Source organism: Streptomyces sp. NPDC005262 (assembly GCF_042872425.1).
GTDB lineage: Bacteria > Actinomycetota > Actinomycetes > Streptomycetales > Streptomycetaceae > Streptomyces.
In genome coordinates, this window is sequence record NZ_JBIAKK010000021.1 from 59854 (window position 1) to 76931 (window position 17078).

The 17078-nt window shown below is 68.9% G+C and carries 16 protein-coding genes and 2 pseudogenes; 12 read left to right on the forward strand and 6 right to left on the reverse strand.

The window, feature by feature from the left end:
• Positions 1 to 350: 350 nt before the first annotated feature.
• The 3 genes from ACFYP5_RS34685 to ACFYP5_RS34695 are packed head-to-tail and all read left to right on the forward strand — an operon-like array spanning position 351 to position 1880.
• Positions 351 to 497, forward strand: a complete 147-nt coding sequence (locus tag ACFYP5_RS34685; RefSeq protein ID WP_389043180.1) for a GMC oxidoreductase — start codon at positions 351 to 353, stop codon at positions 495 to 497.
• 2 nt (positions 498 to 499) lie between these two features.
• Complete coding sequence (locus tag ACFYP5_RS34690; RefSeq protein ID WP_389043181.1) at positions 500 to 1228, forward strand: molybdopterin-dependent oxidoreductase; 729 nt, start codon at positions 500 to 502, stop codon at positions 1226 to 1228.
• Positions 1170 to 1880 carry a cytochrome b/b6 domain-containing protein gene (locus tag ACFYP5_RS34695; protein WP_389043182.1) on the forward strand — a complete coding sequence of 237 codons (711 nt, stop codon included), beginning with the start codon at positions 1170 to 1172 and terminating at the stop codon, positions 1878 to 1880. The genes ACFYP5_RS34690 and ACFYP5_RS34695 overlap by 59 nt, the downstream gene beginning before the upstream one ends.
• A 266-nt stretch (positions 1881 to 2146) precedes the next feature.
• Here ACFYP5_RS34695 and ACFYP5_RS34700 read toward each other — a convergent pair whose 3' ends face one another.
• A complete protein-coding gene (locus ACFYP5_RS34700; protein ID WP_389043183.1) occupies positions 2147 to 3835 on the reverse strand; it encodes an aldo/keto reductase in 1689 nt (562 codons plus the stop codon).
• Between the two features lie 125 nt (positions 3836 to 3960).
• Here ACFYP5_RS34700 and ACFYP5_RS34705 point away from each other — a divergent pair, with 125 nt between their 5' ends.
• Positions 3961 to 4413, forward strand: coding sequence for a hypothetical protein (locus ACFYP5_RS34705; RefSeq protein ID WP_389043184.1), 453 nt, complete (start codon positions 3961 to 3963; stop codon positions 4411 to 4413).
• Positions 4414 to 4464: 51 nt separating this feature from the next.
• Here ACFYP5_RS34705 and ACFYP5_RS34710 read toward each other — a convergent pair whose 3' ends face one another.
• Positions 4465 to 5604, reverse strand: a complete 1140-nt coding sequence (locus ACFYP5_RS34710; RefSeq protein ID WP_389043261.1) for an MFS transporter — start codon at positions 5602 to 5604, stop codon at positions 4465 to 4467.
• Positions 5605 to 5642: 38 nt separating this feature from the next.
• Positions 5643 to 6209 carry a Chromate resistance protein ChrB gene (locus tag ACFYP5_RS34715; RefSeq protein WP_389043186.1) on the reverse strand — a complete coding sequence of 189 codons (567 nt, stop codon included), beginning with the start codon at positions 6207 to 6209 and terminating at the stop codon, positions 5643 to 5645.
• 317 nt (positions 6210 to 6526) lie between these two features.
• Here ACFYP5_RS34715 and ACFYP5_RS34720 point away from each other — a divergent pair, with 317 nt between their 5' ends.
• The 3 genes and pseudogenes from ACFYP5_RS34720 to ACFYP5_RS34730 all read left to right on the forward strand — a co-directional run.
• Positions 6527 to 6967, forward strand: coding sequence for a hypothetical protein (locus ACFYP5_RS34720; RefSeq protein WP_389043188.1), 441 nt, complete (start codon positions 6527 to 6529; stop codon positions 6965 to 6967).
• Positions 6968 to 7070: 103 nt separating this feature from the next.
• Positions 7071 to 7994 (forward strand): hypothetical protein, encoded by a 924-nt coding sequence (locus tag ACFYP5_RS34725; protein WP_389043190.1) that lies wholly within the window; start codon positions 7071 to 7073, stop codon positions 7992 to 7994.
• A gap of 95 nt (positions 7995 to 8089) precedes the next feature.
• Positions 8090 to 8671 (forward strand): annotated as a pseudogene (locus ACFYP5_RS34730) (permease); the annotation flags it as partial.
• A gap of 33 nt (positions 8672 to 8704) precedes the next feature.
• Here ACFYP5_RS34730 and ACFYP5_RS34735 read toward each other — a convergent pair.
• Positions 8705 to 9919, reverse strand: a complete 1215-nt coding sequence (locus ACFYP5_RS34735) for an RNA-guided endonuclease InsQ/TnpB family protein (RefSeq protein WP_389043192.1) — start codon at positions 9917 to 9919, stop codon at positions 8705 to 8707.
• Positions 9920 to 9970: 51 nt separating this feature from the next.
• Between ACFYP5_RS34735 and tnpA the strand changes: the two genes are divergently transcribed.
• Entirely contained in the window at positions 9971 to 10399 is a 429-nt protein-coding gene (gene tnpA, locus ACFYP5_RS34740; protein ID WP_389043194.1) for an IS200/IS605 family transposase, read from the forward strand.
• 102 nt (positions 10400 to 10501) lie between these two features.
• Positions 10502 to 11134 (forward strand): annotated as a pseudogene (locus ACFYP5_RS34745) (permease); the annotation flags it as partial.
• Positions 11135 to 12361: 1227 nt separating this feature from the next.
• Here the strand turns inward: ACFYP5_RS34745 and ACFYP5_RS34750 are convergent.
• Positions 12362 to 12931, reverse strand: a complete 570-nt coding sequence (locus ACFYP5_RS34750; protein WP_389043196.1) for a helix-turn-helix domain-containing protein — start codon at positions 12929 to 12931, stop codon at positions 12362 to 12364.
• 139 nt (positions 12932 to 13070) lie between these two features.
• Between ACFYP5_RS34750 and ACFYP5_RS34755 the strand changes: the two genes are divergently transcribed.
• Complete coding sequence (locus tag ACFYP5_RS34755; protein ID WP_389043198.1) at positions 13071 to 14324, forward strand: benzoate/H(+) symporter BenE family transporter; 1254 nt, start codon at positions 13071 to 13073, stop codon at positions 14322 to 14324.
• On the opposite strand, the gene ACFYP5_RS34760 is transcribed toward ACFYP5_RS34755, so the two are convergent.
• The gene (locus ACFYP5_RS34760) at positions 14284 to 15012 is read right to left on the reverse strand and encodes a type 1 glutamine amidotransferase (protein ID WP_389043200.1); all 729 of its coding nucleotides are present in this window, start codon (positions 15010 to 15012) and stop codon (positions 14284 to 14286) included. The genes ACFYP5_RS34755 and ACFYP5_RS34760 overlap by 41 nt on opposite strands.
• 1087 nt (positions 15013 to 16099) lie before the next feature.
• Here ACFYP5_RS34760 and ACFYP5_RS34765 point away from each other — a divergent pair.
• Both ACFYP5_RS34765 and ACFYP5_RS34770 read left to right on the forward strand, forming a co-directional pair.
• Positions 16100 to 16528: a hypothetical protein gene (locus ACFYP5_RS34765; protein WP_389043202.1), complete on the forward strand. Its 429-nt coding sequence runs from the start codon at positions 16100 to 16102 to the stop codon at positions 16526 to 16528.
• A 107-nt stretch (positions 16529 to 16635) separates the two neighbouring features.
• Positions 16636 to 17031 (forward strand): SsgA family sporulation/cell division regulator, encoded by a 396-nt coding sequence (locus ACFYP5_RS34770; RefSeq protein WP_389043203.1) that lies wholly within the window; start codon positions 16636 to 16638, stop codon positions 17029 to 17031.
• Positions 17032 to 17078: the final 47 nt, after the last annotated feature.

A 17078-nucleotide genomic window follows, 5' to 3' on the forward strand; every position in this document is an offset into this window, starting at 1 on the left:
CGGGTCGCGCCTATGCGCCGGGACGACCACATCGCCAGGGCCTCCGAGGAGACGGACGACGAGAGGCCCGTCGCGGCACCCGCCGCGGTCGGGTGCCGGTTCCATGCGTCGATCAACGCTCGCATCGGCACAGCGACACAGCGACAGCAGGCACCGGGCCATCGACCCGACTTCATCACCATCTTGACAGGTGACTTTTGTCCATGCCATCGTCATCACCACCTTGACGGGTGACGTAGGTGATCGGCGTGTGCCGAAACGCGTTGCAGCGGCGCGCAACCGCCGGCCCGGACCGTTGGGATGCCGCGTCGGCACCCGTCGACTCCGCAAGAAACCGAGAAGGAGGCTTCATGAGCGAGGCTGTGGAATACGACTACGTCGAGCGGATCGCCGACGCATCCGTCATGCCGTCCCTCGTGTCCGGCAACACGAACGCGACCGTCTACGAAATCGCCCAGCGGGCCCACGGGATGATCGCCCGGCCCGGGCGGTGGTGACCATGGCCGACCGACGGAAACGGCCGGCCGATGGGGCGCCGGTGGCGCGGCGGGCGATGCTGTCGATGCTCGGCGCGGGGATCGCGGGGATCGCCGCCGCACCGTACGTGCAGCGCAGCTGGGAGCAAACCCTGGGCGCAGTCTCACAGATCGACTCCACCGGGCTCACCGGACTGCTGCCCAATCCGGGGGGCTTTCGCTACTACAGCGTCGTGGGCTCGGTGCCACGCAAGGACGCGACGAACTACCGCCTGCGAATCGACGGCCTGGTCGACCGGCCGAAGACGTACACGCTCGACGAGCTGGGCGCGCTGTCGCAGTCCCGGGTCGTCCACGACGTGCAATGCACCGACGGCTGGCGCGTGAAGGACACCCCTTTCGAAGGCGTGAAACTCTCGGAGCTGCTCGACGCCGCCGGGGTGCGCCCCGATGGCAGAGCGATCCGCTTCACATGCTTCGACGGCGCCTACACCGAAAGCCTCACGCTGTCCCAGGCCCGCCGCTCGGACGTCCTCGTGGCCTTGAAGATGCAGGACAAACCGATCACTCACGAGCATGGTGGTCCTGTCCGGCTCTATGTGGCCCCCATGTATTTCTACAAATCGGCCAAGTGGCTGTCCGGGATCTCCGTCACCGACGAAGTCATTCCCGGCTACTGGGAGGAGCGCGGCTATGACGTCGACGGTTGGCTCGACGGGGCCGACAGGCACAGTGGCGCCTCCGCCCCCTGAGCGGTCCGGGCGCATCCTGCGCTTCGGCCGGGCCGAGCGCCTGGTCCACCGCACGACCGGCTGGCTGATGCTGCTGTGTCTGTCGACCGCGGCCTGTCTGTACCTGGCGCCGCTGGCCCAACTGGTAGGCCGCCGCCACCTGGTCGCCACCGTCCACGAGTGGTCGGGAATCCTGTTGCCGGCGCCCTTCCTCCTCGGCCTCGTCTCGCCCTCCTTCCGCGCCGCTCTGCGCAGGTTGAACCGCTTCGCGGTGTACGACAAACAGTGGCTGCGTGCGGTCCGCAGGCACGTCACCTCACCCGCAGCGCGCCCTGCCGGCAAGTTCAACGCAGGCCAGAAGCTCTATGCGGGCTGGATCGCCGGGGCGGTCCTGGTGATGATGTCCACCGGTCTGCTGATGTGGTTCACGGGCGTACTGCAGCCGATCTCCCGCACCAGTGCGATCTTCGTACACGACGTACTGGCCTGGGCAATCGTCCTCGTCCTGATCGGGCACATGAGGATGGCGTACCGGGACCCGCAGGCAAGGCTCGGGATGCGCACGGGCTTCGTGGAACGGAAGTGGGCGAGGACGTGGCATCCCCAGTGGCTGGAGGAAGACCGGTCGCCCCTGGATGACGGGGATGCCGGTACTGCCGGCCAGAAGCACTGAATCCGCAGGTCCGAAAGACAGCGCAGCGGTCGGACGCGCGGCCCGCGATCCATCGGGCCCCGAGGGATGGACCTGCCGTCGCGTAGACGGCAATGCCGATCATGCGCCCGGACCGGTACCGGTCAGCCGTCCTTGACAACGAGGGGCAGGCGAAGGCCGCCGCGGCGGCCTTCGCCGCAGTGGCGCGCGAGGACGTTGATCAGGGAGGGTGGCAGGTGGACGCGACTCAGGGCCCCCTTCGAGGGCCATGGCCTCCACGTGTGGGCTCAGTCGGAAGTCGTGGGGTCCACCTCACCCCAGGCGAGCCCCGCTCCGCGGTCCATCCCTCGTATGTAATCCATATCGGCGTCATCGATGCGGAACGAGAAAATGTCCAGGTTCTCACGCATACGGACCGGGTCGATGCTCTTGGGAAGCACCGGATAGCCGCTCTGCACACCCCAGCCCAGAAGCAACTGCGCCTCGGTCACAGCGTACTTTTCCGCCAGCTTCTTGAAGGGGGAATCTGACCGCTCCCCCTCGGCACGCATCTCCTGCGTCTTTCCGCTTGCGTGACCGGGCGCGGTGCGCCAGGTCGACAGCGGAGCCAGGCTGCTGTAGGCGATAGGAGTGATGCCCTTCTGGTTCAAGTAGGCGACCAGTTCGGGCTTCTGCGACCAGGGATGCAGTTCGATCTGGTTGGCGTGCGGAGCGGGGAGGCCCGCCTCGATCAGCTCACCGATGTGAGCGGCATTGAAGTTCGACACGCCGATCGCAAGCGCCTTGCCGCTCTTGTAAGCGTCAACCATCCCCTGCCACTGCTCCAGGCGCTGCTCTCGCCCGAACGTTGCGTGGATGAGGTACAGGTCCACCTGCTCCAGACCGAGCCGGTCGAGGCTCTCCTCGATGGACCGGAGGGTCTCTTCGCCCGTCTTGTTGCGTTCTCGCACCAGCGGCCACAACTTGGTCGTCACGAATACGTCGCCTCGTTCGAGACCGACTCGCCGCATTCCTCGACGCAGCCCTTCGCCGACGCCGCGCTCGTTCTCATACACCTCGGCGGTGTCGATGTGTCGATACCCGGCGGCCAGGGCACTCTCGACGGCGGACGCGGTCTTTTCGTTCGGAATGAGATACGTTCCGAAGCCGACAAGGGGCACCTTCACCCCGGTGGCCAACTCACATTCATGCGTATTGGGCATCATGATCTCCTTGCCGGGCTTTGCATTTACTGAATGTTCGCGCAGTGCTGCTGGAGCGGTGTGTCTCTCTCCGCATCGACGACGCGAACAAGGCTCACAATGGGGTGTGGTGTGGCTGATTTCGCTTCGTCGATGACGATGCCCAGGCTGTGCGGGTCCCACTCGTCGGGGTCGGGGCCGTGGCGTACGCCGGTGTCGAGAGCGTCGACAGCGACGGCCTCTTCCGGGGAAGGCACGACGTCGGAGCCGTCGAAGTCCCGGCGATGCGGGCGGGGTTGGTGGACTTCGGGACGGCGGAGCGACCCTGCTGCAGGTGCCGACGGAGCATGACCTGAGATGCGGGTATTGCTCGAAGAGGGCCTCGATGCCCTCGGTCTTGACCGCCGTCTGGTCGTGCATACGGCCGGGCCGGATGGCGACGCTCCACACGGTGCGGCCCTGTCCGTCGGTGACGACGGTGGCCTTCTTGGTGTTCTGCCGCATCTTGCCGGAGACGAACGAACGCCGTCCGGGGTGCCCCGCCTTCGGTCGCCGCACGCGTACCTCGGTGCCGTCCAGGCGCAGCTCCACGCCCTTCGCGGTGGCGTAGGCGAAGACATCAGCCAGGGTATGCAGCCGCAGTCCCATCTCTCCCGGAGCCGCAAAGCCACGCACCGCCAGGAGCGTGCGGATCTCGTGGACGGCCCGGGTGACGGTGGAGCGGTCCACGCCATAGAAGACAGCGAGAGCGGCGTGCGGAAGCTGGAACCGCAGGATCACCAGGGTCGCGATCACCCGGTCGGTGAAGACCAGCTGATGTCTGGGTCCGCCGCCCTCGGCGCGTAGACGTTCATGCCTGATCCGGGGGCCTGAGTATTTATACTCAGGCCCCCGGACATCAGTCAGGGGAGGCTGCAGGCATGCACACCTCCCGCACAGAACCACGTCCCGTCATACCGCAAGTGTCCGGAGCGGCTGTCACCGGTGCGGTTCTGACCTGCGGTGCCGTGTACTTTTTCTCCTGGGTCAAGCATCGCAGCGACCAGGCATGCGAGACGACAGACGACCTCTGCTGGACCTGGTGGGACTGGGCAGCCATCCCCCTCACCTTTACGACTGCCTTGATCATCCTGATCACCGTCTACAAGCAACTGGACATCAGGCCACGGCTTGCAGTCATCCCGCCGACGATCCTGCTGGCACCGTTCCCTCTCCTCGCCGCACAAGCGACTGATGGCTGGTGGACTGCCACCATCACGGGCGGAGCATGGTCATGCTCCCTCGCACTGACCGCATGGAGCCGCTACCGGATCCTGGGGATCACAGCGTCAGCCATCCTTCTGCTCGCCTCCCTCGTCGTTCTCTACCACTGAGATGGATCGTGAGGGCGCCGGCCCCCCTTCGCGCACACCTCCGTTAGGAGGTCAAGGGCAATTGCTGAGGCGCCGGCGTGCGAGCACGACCAGGGGGCCGGTGGCGATCAGCACCGCCAGGGCCGCGTAGCCGTAGGTGAGGGTGGCGACCGTGGCGACACCGGCGACGAGCAACGGTCCGCCCGCGTCACCGAGTTCGCGGCCGAGTTCGGCGGAGCCCATGGTCTGGCCCAGACGCTCCTGAGGGGTCGAGGAGGCCAGCGCAGCGAAGCCGAGGGGGGTGATCAGGCCGGTGCCCGCGCCGATGAGGGCGGCTGCGGTCAGTACGCCGGTCAGGCCGGGCAGCATCGCGCAGGCCAGGCCGGCCGCGGTGAGCAGCAGGCCCGTCGCTATGCCGCCGCGGGTGGTGAGGCGGCCCTCGTCCAGCGCACGCCCGGCTCTCGGCTGGACGACCGCAGCACAGGCGGCGAGCACCGACACGGCGGCACCGGTGGCGACCGTACCGAGCCCGGCCGCCCGGCCGGAGACGGGCAGGAAGCCCACGCCGACCGACAGGGCGGCCGTCGCTGCGGCCAGTGCACCAGTCGGGACGAGGAAAGCCGGGTCGGCCAGCCGCCGGGCCAGGTCGAGCACCGTCTGCCGGACCTTGGGGAGCGGGGGCACGAGGGGTACGGCGACAGCGGCCCAGACGGCGACCGTCACGCCGAGCACCGCGAGGACGGCGAAGAGGAGCCGAAGCCCGCCGGCCCAGACCAGAACGCCGCCGAGCAGCGGGCCCAGCGTGTAGCCGATGGACTTGTAGAAGCCGTAACTCCCGTATACGCGCCCGTGCTTGGCGGCCGGGTTGAGCCGGGCGACCAGTGCGGAGGCGGACGGGGAGAAGGCGGAGGCAGCGGCGCCCTGCCCGAGTCGGGAGGCCCACAGCCAGCCCGGGCTGTCCGCGACGACGTACAGTGCGGAGGCGGCGGCGAAGGCGACGAGTCCGCCGAGCAGCACGGGGCGGGCGCCGATCCGGTCGGCGAGGGTGCCGAACACCGGCTTGAGGAGCACCTCGGCCCCGTCGTACAAGGCGAGTAGGCCACCCAGTACGAGCAGGGAGGTGACCGCGTCCTCGGAGAAGCCGCCGAGGTTCGCGGCGATGCCGTGCGCGCCGAAGGCGGTGGTGAACCCGGCCGCGTACAGCGGCCACATCTGGCGGGCCGGTGCCAACTGCGCCTTGGTTGCCTGGCTCATCGGTCGTCCTCCGGTGTTCCGTGCAGGGCCCGGAAGACGCGCTCCGCGTAGTCCTCGCAGGCTGCAGCGCACTCCTTGAGCCGCTTGCCGGCCTCGGCGGCCTCCGGTGCACCGAACACGTCCCGCGCGGTGAGGTCCCGGTGCCGGCGCCGCAGCCGCTCCAGCGACTGCTCCTCTTCCTCCAGTTCGGCCAGGGTGAACTTGGCGATGCGTATCTCCTTCGCCAACTCGGCCTCGAACTTGACGCAGTCGGCGAGGAACTCCGTCCAGTCCTCGGACCTGGCGGCGGTGAACAGTGCCTGGAAACGGGCGGCGTCCTCGGCACCGCGCCCCGACGCGGCGAGGGTCATGGCCTGTCCGTCGGCCTTCTCGGTCAGCGTGATCGCCCGGGCGACGCCCTCGGCGAACACCGGCACATCCGGCACGGCCCACACCCCCTGCCCGAGCGAGACCGCACCGATCTTCCGCAACTCCCGCCAGACCGCCACCCGGTGACGGGACGGCTCCGCGGGCACTTTGATCACAAGGACGAGCCAGCGACCCGCCGCTCCCCTGTACGGCACATCAATGAATGTAGCAGCCGTTACATTCCTGGCGGACACATGGCGACGCGGCCCTGGTCGCGGCAGCGGTGAGGGCGGGATCGACCGTTCTTGACAGGCCTGCGGCACGCATTGGCACCGCAACAGGCGTGGCTCGGCATCGGGACAGGGGATCAGCTCGCCCCGTCCCCGAGCCCGCGAAGTGGGTGGGGAGCAGGTTCCCGCCCGTCGCCGTGCAGGGCACAGCGGTGCGGGGCAGGAAGCGAACCCAGAACGAGCACCCGATACCCCGACCGGGTATGGTCGGTTGACGGGCGCCGAATCAGAAAGGGATGATCATGGACAGCACACAGGCAGGCAGGCGAGGCATCGCCCGGTTGCTGACGCTGTGTGCGGTGCTGTTCGGCCTGTTCCTCATGCACGGCGCCCCGGCCACGGCCGCGGAGGGCTGCCACGGCGCCATGCCCGCAATCACGGCCTCACCGATGGCCGGAGGCCACGCCGCCGTGATGAACGCAGCTGCGTCGGCCGTGCCCAGTTCCGGCCCCGCTGTACGGGCCGCCGGCACATCCGCGATGCCCGGGGTGCTGTGCGTCTCGTCCCCGGCCCACGAGCGGACTCCGCTGCCCACCCCCGGCCTGCTCGCCGTCGTGGGTGCCGGAGCGCTCGCCCTGTGGACGATGTCCCGGCTGCGGACGGTGGCCGGCGAAGCGTGGCGGCGCGGGCCACCGTCCGGCGGGCGAGATCTCCTGCTTCAGGTGTGTATCGCGCGGACGTGACGGGTGCGCGCCGGACCTGGGCCCTGGCCCGGGCCGGCAACGTGCCCTGCTCGTTTCCGCGCATCACCGGTGTGGTGCGCCCACCCGGAAAGACACCACTTCGATGTCCTCCTCCCGTTTCACCGCGCGCCGTCGCTGCCTCGCAGCGGCCGGCGTCGCAGCCGCTCTCGCGCTGACGTCGGCCGCCTGCGGCTCCTCCGGCGACTCCTCGTCCATGCCCGGCATGGACCACGGCGCCACGTCCTCCGCGTCCTCCTCACCCAGCGCACCGCAAGCGATGGGTGACATGCCCGGCATGGACCACACGGACACCGGCAACGGCCTGTCCGACACCAAGGACGGCTATCGCCTCACCTCCAAGGACGCGACCCTGCCGTCGGGCAAGCAGGCCGCCTACCGGTTCATGGTCACGGGCCCTGACGGCAAGCCGGTCACCGACTTCGCCCTCGACCAGACCAAACGGATGCACTTCTACGCCATCCGATCCGACCTGACCGGCTTTCAGCACATCCACCCCACCTTGGCCGCCGACGGCACCTGGAGTGCCGGCCTCGCCTCCCTCACCCCGGGCTCCTGGCGCATGTTCGCCTCCTTCACCCCCGCCGCCGGGGCCGGCAGGGGCAAGGACTTCGTGCTCTCGCGCACCCTCAACGTGCCCGGCAACGACACGAGGACCCCCCTGCCCGCCCCCGCCGCCAGCACGCAGGTCGACGGGTACACCGTCACCGTCAAGGGCGAGCCCATGGCGGGGATGGACCACCCGCTGACCGTCTCCATCGCCAGGGGCGGCAAGCCCGCCACCGACCTGCAGCCCTATCTGGACACCTACGCCCACCTGACCGCCTTCCACGAAGGCGACGCCACGTTCGCCCACCTCCACCCGACCACCAAAGTGACCGGCGACCAGGGAGGCCCGGAGCTGAACTTCCACGCCGAACTGCCCATGTCCGGCAACTGGCGGCTGTTCCTGCAGTTCCGGACCGGCGGCACGCTCCACACCGCCGCCCTGACCCTGCACGTCGGCTGACCCCGGCAGGGCGCCGCCGCTCCCTGCGGTGGCGCCCCGCACCATTGGGCGTGTCCGTCGGCCGTACGCCGCACCTGGGAGGGAAGGCTTCACAGATGCACGCCGTACTGCACGCACTGTCGATCACCGGGTCCATGACCTGGGAGATCACCTGGGCCCTGATCCTCGGCTTCGCCCTGTCCGCGGTCGTCCAGGCCGTGGTCCGCAGGTCCACCGTCGTCTCCCTGCTCGGCGACGACCGGCCCCGTACCCTGGCCGTCTCTGCGGGCCTGGGTGTGGCGTCCTCGTCCTGCTCCTACGCCGCGGTGGCGCTGGCACGCTCGCTGTTCCGCAAGGGCGCAAACTTCACCGCAGCGATGGCGTTCGAGATCGCCTCCACCAACCTCGTCGTCGAGTTCGGTGTCATCCTGGCACTCTTGATGGGCTGGCAGTTCACCGCCGCCGAATTCGTCGGCGGCCCCATCATGATCATTGTTCTGGCCGTCCTGTTCCGGCTGTTCCTGCGCGAGAAGCTCCTGCGCCAGGCACGCGAACAGGCCGAGCGGGGCCTGGCCGGGTCGATGGAGGGCCACGCCGCGATGGACATGTCCGTGCAGCGCGACGGCACCTTCACCCGGCGCCTGCTCTCCCGCGAGGGCTTCACCGCCACCGCCGCCACCAGCCACGTGTTCGTCGTGACTCCTCCACCCCCTGAAGGGGGTGGCTTCTCGCTATGCCGGTTGGGCTTCGCGACGGACCAGCCCGGCCCGTAGAACATTGATCGCTCCCACTGTGTCGGCGTGCGCGTTGTGGCCGCACGAGACGCAGTGGAACTTTGCTTGTGTGGGCCGGTTCTCCTTGGCGGTGTGCCCGCATGCGGGGCACTGTCGGGAAGTGTTGCGGGGGTCCACGGCCATCACTTCCCGTCCGGCGCTTTCAGCCTTGGCGTTCAGGATCGCGAGGAACACCCCCCATCCGGCATCGGCGATCGAGCGGTTCAGCCCGGCCTTCGAGCTGGCCCCGTTGGGCAGGAAGCCGCCCGGGTGGTCGGGGTCGGGCTTCGGGGCAGGGGCCTTGTTCATGTTGTGGATCTTGAGGTCTTCGTACGCGATGAAGTCGTGCTCACGGACCAGTGTCAGCGCGGTCTTGTGGGCGTGGTCGAGGCGCCGGCGCCGGACCCTGCCGTGCAGCTTGGCGACCTTCTCCACGGCACGCTGGTGGTTGGCTGTCCGATCGTGGGCCTTGCGGCGCGGGTACCGTGACAGCACCTGTTGAGCGGCTTCGAGCTTCTCGGCGGCCTTCCGGCCGTGGCGCGGGCTGGCGGCGAAGGAGCCGTCCGAGCCGGCGAGGAAGTTGGCGATTCCCAGATCGATGCCGACCACCGAACCGGTCGGCGTTAGCGGTTCGGGCCGGGCCTGCTCGGCGGTCAGCACGACGAACCACTTACGGCCCTCGCGCTTGACGGACACGGTCTTGACGTTGCCGACAACCGCCCGGTGCTGGTGCACCTTGACGTGCCCGACGCCCTGGAATCGGACGCGGGTGACGGGGTCGTGCGGGGTGGAGTCCCAGCGGCAGCCGTCGCCGTCCTTGGGGAAGTCCACCGTGTCGAACCAGTTGACCCCTCGAAAGCGCGGGTAGCCGGGCTTCTCGCCGACCTTGATCCGGCGGAAGAACGCCGCGAACGCCTTGTCGAGACGGCGCAGGGTGGCCTGCTGCGAGGAGAACGACCAGCGCCCCTGGCTCTCCGGGTCGAATGCCCGGATCTCCTTGAGCTGCCCGGACTGCATCCTGTACTTGATGTTTGTCTTCGACGGGTGCCGGTAGGCGTCGCGGCGTTCCTGCAACGCCCCGTTGTACAGCGAGCAGTGATCACGCAGCATCTCGCCGAGCGCTTGCTCCTGCCGGACGGTGGGCCGCATCAGGAACTTGTACGCACGCATCATCTTGGCCCACCTCCTTCACGTCGGCTCCATTGACCACACTAGTCTTGGTGCATGTCACCACGGTGGGAACCAAATCCCGATGTCCGGCGCGGCCGTCACGTAGTCTACAACCTTCATGCACACTTGGTTTTTGTCACCAAATACCGGCGCAACGTCTTCAACAGCGAGATGCTGACGCGCTGCGAAGAGATCATGCAGGCCGTGTGCACCGACTTCGGAGCGGACCTGATCGAGTTCAACGGTGAAGAGGACCACATCCACCTGCTCGTGCACTACCCGCCGAAAATCGCCCTCTCCAGCCTGGTCAACAGCCTCAAGGGCGTCAGCTCGCGGTACCTGCGCGCCGAGTTCACCGGCCGCGTCAACCGTGCAACCATGCACGGCCGCTTCTGGTCCGGCTCCTACTTCGCCGGATCATGCGGCGGCGCACCACTCCAGATGGTGAAGGACTACATCGAGAACCAGAAGCGGCCTACCTGACGTCACGACGAAGAGGCAGGGAACTCCGGCGCTCCGCGCCTCCGGGCCCAGGATCGGATTCCCTCCCCGCCTGAAGGCGGGGATTCCCTCCGAAGAAGAGGGATGGAATGGGCGGCGATCCTGCGCGACCTGGTCGTCGGCCTGCTCATCGCCGGCGCCATCGCCGCCTGGGCCCCGGACTCCTTCTGGCGCACCTTCTTCTTCGACGGCCATCCGCTCGCCGCCAAGCTCTGGGGGCCGGTCATCGGCCCGCTTGTGGCGATCGCCTCGTTCGTGTGCTCCATCGGCAACGTGCCGCTGGCGGTGGTGCTGTGGAAGGGAGGGATCAGCTTCGGCGGTGTGGTGGCGTTCATCTTCGCCGACCTTCTGATCCTGCCGATCGTCGGCATCTACCGGAGGTACTACGGCGCGAGGATGGCCGCCTTCCTCCTGGGCACCTTCTACCTCGCGATGGTCATCGCCGGATACATCGTGGAGTTCGGCTTCGGCGGCCTCGGTCTGATCCCCGACCAGGCCGACGCGAAGGTCCCCATGGAAGGCGTCAGCTGGAACTACGCCACCTGGCTCAACATTGCGTTCCTCATCCTCGCCGCCGTGCTCCTCGTGCGGTTCTGGCGGACCGGCGGGCTGACGATGTTGCACATGATGGGCGGCTCTCCCGATGCGGGCCAGGGCCACGGCGATCACATGCAGCACGGGCAACACGCGGGGGACGCCCACGGCGGACACCACTGAGGGGCGGCCCCACCTCCGCGTGGAGAACTCATTCCGCCCGTGGGCCGACCCGACGGACATCACAGACATGCTGGAGTACGTCCGTGACTGCCACCTTGCGCCGCGGCCTGCCCTGCCCGGTCGTCAAACCGGTCCTGTCGCCCGGGACCGCGGGCGCCTTCCGGGACTTCACCCAGGAGCCGGCCGGCGGCTCTGGACAGCAGAGACAGCCCAGTTCATCGCCGCACAGTTCGACTCGCTCGCCGCCGACCGGGACACCGCCCGCGCCACCGGCCATGACGACCCCTTGCGTGACGCGCCGGCCCCCGGCGGACCGATGCCCCAGGGCCGATGTCTCGCACTCGTCCGGTTTTTCACCACTTGTCCGCCGGAACCCTCACTCCATCACCATCCTGACCAGAGCGCTCAAGCCATCGGTGAGCTCCGTTGTCCTATGCCTGGTCGGATCGGAGGGTGATCGCCCGGCGGAGGGCATCGCGGCACGCGAGGACGGCAGGATGCCGGCTGCGGCCTTGGCGCACGACGGTGAAGATACGGCGCGTGCGCTGAGCCCTCGGGAGCCTGCTCTTCGGCGTCGACGGCGAAGGCGCCCACGCGGCCACCGAGTACGTCGACCTCGCGTCGCTGGATCGCCTCACCGACATTCTCACCGCCACCATCGCCGACTTCTGTTCCTGAAGCCCTCGGGCGGAACCGGAGGCACCCGGGCCCGGTACGGAACGAAGGGTGCATCACCATGACGACTCAGGTCGACCACTCCCACGGCGGCGACCGCACCGGCGCGCCCGACGAGGGCTACCGGCGCGGCTCACCGTGCGAGGCGGGGTGAGGCGCGTCAGTTGCGGCCGGCCCTGACGCCGCCGTCGACATCGGCGAGAAACGCCCACTCGCACGCTCAGTCGCATCAGCTGTGGCTGAGCACCGTCGTTGGTCCCTGAGCGTTCTGGCCGGCCGGTCGAGCGGGTGAGGTGGCCCGCGTACGTATAACGCCTCCGGGAGACCACGAAGAACGCTGGACCGGCAACCTTCTGCCCTCGCCCGAGCAGGCTCGAAGGTCCTGACAGAAGTGGTTGATCACTGCCGGGGCCGGCTGCTCTTTGTTGTGGTCATGGGGAAGCGCGAGGCGCGGCCGTGGACCGTATCCGATGAACTGTGGTCGCTGATCGAGCCGTTGCTGCCGGAGCCGGGTCCGAGGAAGGTCGAGATCCGACGCCCTTGTCAGGACCTCTAACTTTCTTCCAAGGAACCATCCTTCGAAGATGCACCCTTCGGGTACCGGACGAAGAGGACTCCCTGGACCTCGCCGTCCGGTGCGCTGTAGAAGTGCGGGGCGTCGGCCGGCCAGTGGGCGTGCCCGCCGGGTCCGGCCGTCTGCGGCGCGTCCGGCAGGCCGACGACCGCCGTTCCGGAGAGCACCATCAGGCTCTCCGTGGTGTGTGGGACATGGGCTGCCGACTTTTGGGTCGCGCCCTCGGCGATGGTGACCCGGAAGACGTCGGTGACCGCACCCTCGTCCTCGTACCGCTCCAGGAGGACCGCGGTGACGGCGCTGCCGGAGACTCCGCCCGCGCCCGCCGCGACGCCGGGCGCCGGGTCGTCGAGGACGGCACTGAGCGGGCGGCCCAGCGCGGTGGTCAGGGCGTAGAGCGTTTCCAGGGTGGGGTTGCGCCGGCCCGTCTCGAGTTCCGAGAGCGTGCCCTTGCCGACACCCGCACGGCGTGAGAGCTCCGACAGGGACAGGCCAACGTCCTGCCGCAGCCGTTTCAGCCTGCGCCCCACCTCGTCGTTCAGACCCATCCGCCCGGTTCCGTCCGTTTCTGCGCCCACCGGCGCTTTGACGTGCCGCCGCCTGCGTCCTTAGTGTTCCACAAACAGAACGATCCGTTTACGGAACGCTTGGTACCTGCTCTCCCGCCCCCTCCGGAAGTGATGCCGCATGTCCCCGCTCGCCCGCATACGCGCCACCGCACCACCCTCGGCCGTGGCGGCGGGGCTGATCGCGGTTACCGTCGGCGTGACCAGTGCCGCTGCCCTCGTCTTCACCGCGGCGCGGGCCGCGGGTGCGGACGCGCGAGAGGTCTCTTCATGGATGCTGGCACTCGGCGTCGGGATCGCCGTGACCTCCGCGGGTCTGTCGCTGCGGTACAAGGCCCCGGTCGTCACCTCCTGGTCGACGCCGGGAGCCGCGCTCCTCGCCACGAGCCTGAGCGGGGTGTCCATGGAGAAGGCCGTGGGCGCGTTCGTGTTCAGCGCCGCACTGATCGTGGTGAGCGGTGTGACGGGATGGTTCGCGCGGATCATGGACCGGATCCCCGTGCCGCTGGCGTCGGCGCTGCTCGGCGGCGTGCTCCTCGAGTTCGGGACGGGGCTCTTTTCCCAGATGGGCGGCAGTTTCGCGATCGCGTTTCCGGTGTTCGTGCTGTATCTCCTCGCGCGTCGGATGCTGCCCCGCTACGCGGTCGTCATCGCGCTCGGCGGCGGAGTCGTCGCCTCCGTACTCACCGGAGGCTGGCATCTGGAACGGGTCCGACTGTCGCTCGCGCACCCGGTGTTCACAGCGCCCGAGTTCGACTGGAAGGTGCTGATCAGCGTCGGCGTACCGCTGTTCGTCGTCACCATGGCCTCGCAGAATCTGCCGGGGGTCGCCGTGCTACGCGGGTCCGGCTACGAGGTGCCCGTCTCACCCGTTCTGACGTGGACGGGTGCCGTGCAGGCGGTGCTGGCGCCGTTCGGAGCGTTCGGCATCAACCTGGCGGCGATGACCGCCGCGATCTGCACCGGCGACGGGGCCCACCCCGACCGGCAGCGGCGCTACCTCGCGGCCGTGTGGGCAGGCATCTTCTATCTCTGTGTCGGCCTGCTCGGCGCGACCGTCGCCTCGCTGCTCACCGCGATGCCTCACGCGCTCGTCCTGGCCGTCGCCGGGGTCGGCCTGCTCGCCACGATCGAGGCGTCCCTGGCCAGTGCCCTGTCGGACCCCGCGTCCAGGGAGGCGGCCGTCGTCACCTTCCTCGCCACGGCCTCCGGTGTGACGCTGCTCGGTATCGGGTCCGCGTTCTGGGGGCTGCTCGCAGGCGTGCTCACGGGCGTCATCGCGTCGGTGGGACGGCGGCGCCGAGCCGCCCCATCCGCGCCTTCTCCGCATCCGGTCACGGCAGCCTCGCGCACACCTGAGCGAACCTCCGCGTGAACACCGACCACACAGAGGCCGTCACGCCCTCCTCGGCCACGGCCTCGGCGTGCAGCCGGTCCCTGTCGAAGCCCTGCCGGGCCAGCCGATCCCGGTCCCAACCGGCGATCCGCTCGGCCTCCGCCTCCGGGTGAAACTGCACACCCCAGGCCCGCGCCCCGACCCGGAACGCCTGGTGGGGACAGGCCGCGCTGGACGCCAACCAGGAAGCATCCGAGGGGAGTTCGGTGATCGCGTCGACGTGCCGCTCGATCGCGGTAACCGTCGCGCCGAGCCCGTACAGCAGCGGATCGTCGGCGGCTTCGGGCCGCAGCCGGATCTGCGTGCTGCCGAACTCGGGCTGCCCGTGACGCGCCCGTACGCGGCCGCCCGCGACCTGTGCGAGCAACTGACCACCGAGGCAGATACCGAGAACGGGCGTGCCGTCGTCCAGCGCCTGCGCAACGAGGCGGCGAGTGGCCGGGAGCCAGGGCGCGCGCTCGTCGTCGTCCGGCAGGAAGCCGCCGCCGAGTACGAGGAGCGGCCTGCCGCCGAGCGCCTGGGGCAGGGCCTCACCGTTGTAGGGGCGCAGCACTTCGAGTCCGATTCCCGCCTCGCGCAGCCAGGCCCCGACCCGGCCGGGACCGCCACTCCTGGTGTTCTGTACGACCACGGCGGTCGGCGGGCCTGGCGCATTCGAGGGCGTCATCGTCTCAGCTCCCCTGCTCGGCATCTGCGTTCGCTGCGTTGATCTCTACGTTGATCAAGACAGCAGATCAGGGTGCGACGCGGGACGTCAACGGTTCGTCGGCCGCCCTGCTCCGAGGACCATGTCCCGCCTCACGGCCGGCCACCTCCGCTACGGGAATGGGCGTCTTCTGTACGAAAGGCACTCCGTGCGGGCCGACCAACCGATTTTCGGCCGCCGCGAACGTGCATGAACTGTCGCGTGTGCGCGAGGCGGGCGGGTTCAGCCGCCGGGTCCCCGGGCAGGTGGCCACCCGGGCCACGTCCCAGGCTCGAGATGTGCTGGAGCACTTGGGCAGGCACCCGCTGCCACGCCCCAGCAAAGATGGTCTGCCGGCCACCGCGGGCCCAGGAGGTGCGACAGCATGGCTGGAAAATCACCGGTCCTGCAGTGGCCTTCCTCGACGCTCCACGGCCGTGCAACCGACCGGCAGTCCCCGGTCGTTGACCAGGGTTGACGCTGTCCTGGCGAAACCGGCCACCGGTACGACATCGACATCAACTCCCATGTGAGCAGGTTCTCCACTCTCACGCACCGGTTCACGAGAAGGGCGCCTGCATCACCCCGGCCCGGCCAACGCATCTGTTCGCCGAACCGGATACCAAGACGGTCGGCCGCTGTCCGCCCAGCCATCCAGGGCCCCGCCGCAGCCATGACGGATTCTCAGCTCAGGAGAACCCCCAGGTGATCCGACGTCGCCGTCCACAACCGCGGGAGTTCAGGGCGCAGTGAGCAGCAGCGCGGCGCTCGGTATGGCGGAACAACCGGACGGCAGGAGACCACACGGATACGACACCGGCTGCCGACTGCTCCGCGGCCCGCTTGCTCGCCCGGACGAGGCGGGTGCGAGGTAGCTGCAGGCTACGGCGCTCGACTTCGCCGGGACGCCCTCGGAGCCGAAGAAAACCCTAAAGGTGATGAAATATGTCAGAGATAATAAAGTTCAACGTTCAACTTGTTCGGGAGTAGCGTCACCTGTGCCCCACCACCCCGGGGCGTCGCCAGGGCCCCACCCACACAGCTCCGGCACCGAGCAAGGAGAAAGATCATGAAGTACACCTACGGGCGTCGCGCCGCCACCACGGCCGTCGCTTTCGCCGCCATAGCCGGCACCCTGCTGGCAGCGGGCGGCGCCGCCTCGGCAGCTCCGAATCCTGCGGCCGGCCATGCCGCGGTCGCCTCCCACACCCCGGGCGCATCGCCGTACGGCGATCACCGTGGCGACCGAACCGACCACCGCGACGGCTGGGGCGCCCGGGACGGAGACAGCCGCCGCTGGAGCGACCGGGACGACCGCCGCGGCGACTGGCGCTGGGACGGCCACCGCCGCTGGGAGCGGGAGGGCCGGTACTGGTACGGCTACGACCACGGCCACCGCTACCGCTTCGACAACCACCGCTTCTACCAGTGGGAGCGCGGGATATGGGTCGTCGTGATCGGCAACGCACACGGCTTCGACCACGGCATCTTCCGCTGACCGCACGGACCATGGCGAGCGCCGGATCCGGGCACCGTTCCAGGCGCCCCGGGCCCGGCGCGCCCGGCCCCAAAGCACCCTGAAACATGACCAGTTGCGTAGATCACATGCTCGACATGGAGCTCGCGTCCCCTCTGGGTGAGCGGATCCTCGTGCCGACCCACCTGCTCTCCAGGTCACAGGACCCGCTCGCCGTTCAGCTCCTCTTCCAGGACGGGCTCCGGGGCCCGGTCCCGTGGGTTTTCGCGCGCGACCTTCTCACCACAGGGACCCAGACCCTCAGCGGGGACGGCGACGTACAGGTCTGGCCCGGCGGGTCCGACCCCGAGGCGCTCCCGCACCTCCTCCCGTCCTCCCCCCGCGGGTGCGCCCACCTCACGGCCTCACTCCCGGCGATCGAGCGGTGGCTGCACCGTACTTACCAGCTCGTGCCCGCCGCCAGGGAAACCGAGGCACTGGACCTCGAAACCCACCTCGCCCAGTTCCTGGACAAAGCGTCCTGAACCATTCCGGGATCCACGGAGGCGCTTTTCGGCACACACCCGAGCCC

What these genes read in the sequence shown, in the direction of transcription:
- ACFYP5_RS34685 (WP_389043180.1), top strand. Translation starts at nt 351, where the DNA reads ATGAGCGAGGCTGTGGAATACGACTACGTCGAGCGGATCGCCGACGCA.
- ACFYP5_RS34690 (WP_389043181.1), top strand. Translation starts at nt 500, where the DNA reads ATGGCCGACCGACGGAAACGGCCGGCCGATGGGGCGCCGGTGGCGCGG.
- ACFYP5_RS34695 (WP_389043182.1), top strand. Translation starts at nt 1,170, where the DNA reads ATGACGTCGACGGTTGGCTCGACGGGGCCGACAGGCACAGTGGCGCCT.
- ACFYP5_RS34705 (WP_389043184.1), top strand. Translation starts at nt 3,961, where the DNA reads ATGCACACCTCCCGCACAGAACCACGTCCCGTCATACCGCAAGTGTCC.
- ACFYP5_RS34710 (WP_389043261.1), bottom strand. Translation starts at nt 5,604, where the DNA reads ATGTGGCCGCTGTACGCGGCCGGGTTCACCACCGCCTTCGGCGCGCAC.
- ACFYP5_RS34720 (WP_389043188.1), top strand. Translation starts at nt 6,527, where the DNA reads ATGGACAGCACACAGGCAGGCAGGCGAGGCATCGCCCGGTTGCTGACG.
- ACFYP5_RS34725 (WP_389043190.1), top strand. Translation starts at nt 7,071, where the DNA reads ATGTCCTCCTCCCGTTTCACCGCGCGCCGTCGCTGCCTCGCAGCGGCC.
- ACFYP5_RS34735 (WP_389043192.1), bottom strand. Translation starts at nt 9,919, where the DNA reads ATGATGCGTGCGTACAAGTTCCTGATGCGGCCCACCGTCCGGCAGGAG.
- tnpA (WP_389043194.1), top strand. Translation starts at nt 9,971, where the DNA reads ATGTCACCACGGTGGGAACCAAATCCCGATGTCCGGCGCGGCCGTCAC.
- ACFYP5_RS34750 (WP_389043196.1), bottom strand. Translation starts at nt 12,931, where the DNA reads ATGGGTCTGAACGACGAGGTGGGGCGCAGGCTGAAACGGCTGCGGCAG.
- ACFYP5_RS34755 (WP_389043198.1), top strand. Translation starts at nt 13,071, where the DNA reads ATGTCCCCGCTCGCCCGCATACGCGCCACCGCACCACCCTCGGCCGTG.
- ACFYP5_RS34760 (WP_389043200.1), bottom strand. Translation starts at nt 15,012, where the DNA reads ATGACGCCCTCGAATGCGCCAGGCCCGCCGACCGCCGTGGTCGTACAG.
- ACFYP5_RS34765 (WP_389043202.1), top strand. Translation starts at nt 16,100, where the DNA reads ATGAAGTACACCTACGGGCGTCGCGCCGCCACCACGGCCGTCGCTTTC.
- ACFYP5_RS34770 (WP_389043203.1), top strand. Translation starts at nt 16,636, where the DNA reads ATGCTCGACATGGAGCTCGCGTCCCCTCTGGGTGAGCGGATCCTCGTG.